Source organism: Draconibacterium sp., assembly GCF_041583095.1.
GTDB lineage: Bacteria > Bacteroidota > Bacteroidia > Bacteroidales > Prolixibacteraceae > Draconibacterium.
On the sequence record NZ_JBFHGM010000372.1, the window covers coordinates 1 to 3979 of the forward strand.

The 3979-nt window shown below is 41.9% G+C and carries 2 protein-coding genes; both read right to left on the reverse strand.

Going from position 1 to position 3979, the window contains the following annotated elements; translation table 11 throughout:
• Positions 1-2145 (reverse strand): family 43 glycosylhydrolase (locus ABZB17_RS21220; protein WP_372653420.1); only part of this gene is annotated, 2145 nt, incomplete at its 3' end.
• 397 nt (positions 2146-2542) lie between these two features.
• Positions 2543-3979 carry a glycoside hydrolase family 125 protein gene (locus ABZB17_RS21225; RefSeq protein WP_372653424.1) on the reverse strand — a complete coding sequence of 479 codons (1437 nt, stop codon included), beginning with the start codon at positions 3977-3979 and terminating at the stop codon, positions 2543-2545.

Genomic DNA, 3979 nt, shown 5'->3' on the forward strand with positions numbered 1-3979 from the left:
ACCATCATCATTGAATTCCATTTTATCGATACAAACTTCGCGGTGATATCCGGGTCTATCATGTAGGTGTTTTGCATTAATACGATGATATACAATGTACCACTCATCTTTACCCGGAACCTGAATTACAGAGTGGTGTCCGGTTCCGTAAATACCGTTTACCGGGTCCTGAATAAGCACAATCGGGTTTTCGGCCACTTTAATTGGCCCCATTGGCGATTTGGAAGTGCCGTAGGCAATATGATAGTTTGGTGAACCGGTATCATCAACCGACCACATAAAATAATAGGTTCCTTCGCGGTAAATCACATAAATTCCTTCGCGGAACGCATAATCAGCAAGTGTTCCTCCTTTTGGCGTTAATACTTCTATTGTCTTTTTTTTTAGGGAAACCATATCGTCATTCAGCTCTGCTGCTGCCAGATAACCATTACCCCAGTAGATGTATGCTTTACCTGAAACGGGATCGATAAAAGCACAAGGATCGATTTGTTGTCCCCTGCCTGCAGGAGATTCCTTTATCATCGGCTCTTTTCCGGCAACAAACGGACCGATTGGATTATCAGCAACCGCTACACCAATCTGTTTTCCTCCTCCGGCCACATAGTTTCCGCTGAAATGGTAGTAGTATTTATAATCGTCACCCACTTTCTTTTCCACAATGGTTGGCGCCCACGAGCTGCCGTCAGCCCATGGCACATCGCCGGCTTTCATATCCAGAATTTTGCCTTCATCTTTCCAGTTCACTAAATCATCGGATGAAAACACTTTGAAATAGTAGCCCGACCAACCCGGAAATCCGTCAGAAGTTGGATAGATGTAGTATTTCCCGGTTTTGTTGGAATACAACACTTGCGGATCGGCGTAAAAACCAACGAGTGCCGGGTTATGATCTTCTGAAGCAGTAACGCTGTAAACTACAGGCTCCTGCCCAACAATGGTAAAGGTATATTGAACTGCACCCTTCGAAAAATCCTGCGGCCCTTGAGGTGCAACGGTTATACCTCGCCAGGCGGTAAACTGCGGATCAAATGTGCTTAAATCTGTGCCTACTTTTACAGGAAGATGAATCGTCTTTTTCTCCCCGTTAATAAGCACGTTATTCTTTTTTAACTGATCGGCAGTGACATCGATAAACAAATCGCTGGTTTTAGCATAAGTTGTCATTAAACGATTGTACTCTTCTGTAGTTATCGGCATTACCGTACCGTGCCGCGGATGAAAATTCATCGAAATCTCTTCGTCGATCACTTCGAAATGTTGCAGATCGGAGCTTTTTGTAAACTGGTAGCGACCATTGGTATAAACATCGTACATCAGTATATACTCATCAGAATTATTCAATTTGAAAACTCCGGAACCTTCTACCCGTTCGGTTTCTTTATCCACACGATCAAAATTCGGATACGCGTACCCCTCTGTAAGTTTATCAGAAATAGCCAGTTTTATTCCGGGTGCACCACTTTCCGATTTGTGGAAAAAATAGAACTTACCGTCTTTTTCAATAATATCCCCGTCGATACAAGCATTGTTGGTTGGATTGTATAACAACTGTTTTGGTGCTGCCTCGAAACCACTAAAATCCTTATTGGCATAGGCATAATAAATAATATCAGGATGGGAACCACTGTATTTCATCGACCAGTAAACCATGTATTTCCCTGCGGCTTCATCGTAAATGGTTTGCGGCGCCCAAACACGGTCTACATCACCAAACTCTTCGGGGTACGTCTCCGGAATATTAATTACTGTTGTTTTCCAATTAATCAGATCTGTCGATTTCATTAAAATCAGTGCAAAATTATTCCAGCCTTGTTCTGGCACATACAAATCGGTGGCAACCATGTAAAAGGTTTTACCATCAGCGCCACGTAAAATATGCGGATCGCGAACACCACCCGACGTACTGATTTTTTTGGAATCCAAAACCGGCTGGTTGTTGTTTAATGCACGATAGTTATAACCATCGGTACTTACCGCATAGCGAATGGCCTCACCACCCGGCCCATTACCCGTAAAATAGGTAAACAGGTAGGCATCAGTTTGTGGTGTTTTGTTTTGACACGAAACGATTGGAAACAGTACTGCCAAAAACAGGAGACATTTTAGTTTTGTCACTACTGACTTAGGTTTTGATTTATTCATTTATATGTAGTTTATATACTGATTTTTATTGCTACAAATTTATTTAACTGATAGCTTGGTTGCTGTAACAGAATCGTCAAATTGCAGAAACAAATTCGAAAAACCGCTCAAAAAAGGATCAATTATAGCGATTGTTTCCTTTTTTCAAAACTTAACCCGAAAGTATATTGTATTCATCCCTCTGTTTAATTACGGTTTGTCGTTGCGCAACGATCCTTAATTTTAGGACTAATTTTCAGGCCTCATTACCTATTGTGATTTAGAATTTTTCAGCAACAACGAGGTTTGGTATCAAAAACTAAAAATCGTTGAATTAAGAACAGCTTTACCAAATAAAAAAGCAACAACCTAAATTAGATTGTTGCTTTTTGTGATGTATCTTTTTTTGGAAGACCAATTAAACCTCTAACAGTTTCTCTTTTCCTTCGTTAACCAGCTTTAACACCAGCTCGCCAAACAACGTATTTGCCCATGCAAACCACGAACGGGTGAAGTTTGCCGGATCGTCTTTGTGGAAAGTTTCGTGCATAAAACCGGTATCGGCATCGGTATCGCGCAAGGTTTTAATACACCAGCTTATCTCTTTATCATCCGAGCTCGTCATGGCACGCATAATAATACTCATCGGCCAAACCATGTCATATCCAACGTGAGGACCACCAATTCCTTCGGCAGCTTTTCCTTTAAAGAAATATGGATTGTCTTCGCTCCAAACCAGCTTACGGGTGTTCTGGTAAATTTTATCGTCTTTATCAACGAGCCCGAGGTAAGGCAAAGCCAACAAACTTGGCACATTGGCATCGTCCATAAAAGTGTGGTTACCAAAACCATCTACCTCAAAAGCATACACTTTTCCATATTTTTTATGCTCTACAATGGCATATTCCTTAACTGCCGCATCCACTTCTTTTGATAAAGCCAAACACTCTTTTGCAAAGGCCTTATCGCCTGTAATATCATTGCTGATTTCAGCCAGCTGTTGTAATGATACAACTGCAAAAATATTTGAAGGAATTAAAAAGCCGTAAGTCGCAGCATCATCCGATGGGCGGAACGTTGAGTTGATCAGACCAACAGGTTTTAGCGGGCGGCCATAACCATGATTAGCAACTGTATCTAATTGCTGAGGAGTTTCGCGCTGAAACTTATAGGGGCCGAGGCCATCTTTGCGTTGCTGTTCTTTAAATGTTTTTACAATCAGAGCTGCTGCCTTCTGCCAGTCGGCATCAAAAACACTCTTATCGCCGGTAGTTTTCCAGTAATTGTAGGCCAGACGAACGGTGTAACACAAGGAATCAATTTCCCATTTGCGTTCGTGCAAACCTGGTTTCATATCCGTCATATCGCTCATCCAGTGCACTTCCTCTTCCTTTGTTTTGTTGAAAGCATTGGCATAACGATCGAGCAAAACACATTTTGTTTGACGGTGAACAACTCCGGCCAGCAAGGTTTTTAATTTTTCATCCTGATTGGCCAGCGGCATATACGGCCAAACCTGTGCCGTAGAGTCGCGCAACCACATGGCATGAATATCGCCTGTAATTACAAAAGTATCGGGTTTACCATCCAAAGTTCCGTGCTCAACTGTTGTGTCCAAAGTGTTTGGAAAACAGTTTTCGAACATCCAGGCCAGTTTCGGATCTTTAATTTTTGCTTTTGCTGCAGCAATTGTTTCTTCCACAGCTTTCGACGTAAAATTCCGATCTGCTGCCTCCGGACGTAATGAGTGATAATCTGCGCGGCTTACTGCGCCAATTAAGGGATTAGTTTTCAAAATGGAAATGCCTGCCAATGCAGCAGTGCTTGTTTTAATAAATTTTCTTCTGTTGGTCAT